Raw genomic sequence first — 320 nt, 5'->3', positions numbered from 1 at the left:
TGCGGGTGAAGGGAGTCGAACCCCCACGCCTTGCGGCACTAGATCCTAAGTCTAGCGTGTCTGCCAGTTCCACCACACCCGCATAAAAATGGTGAGCCATGCAGGATTCGAACCTGCGACCCTCTGATTAAAAGTCAGATGCTCTACCAACTGAGCTAATGGCTCAAAAAAGAATGAAGCTGGTGCCGGCCAGAGGACTTGAACCCCCAACCTACTGATTACAAGTCAGTTGCTCTACCAATTGAGCTAGGCCGGCATAAATATGGTGGAGGATGACGGGATCGAACCGCCGACCCTCTGCTTGTAAGGCAGATGCTCTC

Annotated in this window: 3 tRNA genes; all 3 read right to left on the bottom strand. The window is 52.8% G+C overall.

Annotated features, from left to right (window positions below):
• Positions 1–82, bottom strand: a tRNA-Leu gene (locus tag AC0TWI_RS12175).
• Between the two features lie 7 nt (positions 83–89).
• Positions 90–165: transfer RNA gene (locus AC0TWI_RS12170), tRNA-Lys, on the bottom strand.
• A 15-nt stretch (positions 166–180) separates the two neighbouring features.
• A tRNA-Thr gene (locus tag AC0TWI_RS12165) sits at positions 181–256 on the bottom strand.
• Positions 257–320 lie beyond the last annotated feature (64 nt).

The organism is Lederbergia sp. B243.17 (genome assembly GCF_057657925.1).
The sequence above is the reverse complement of the archived record's forward strand: the minus strand, read 5'-3'. Positions and strand labels throughout refer to the sequence as shown.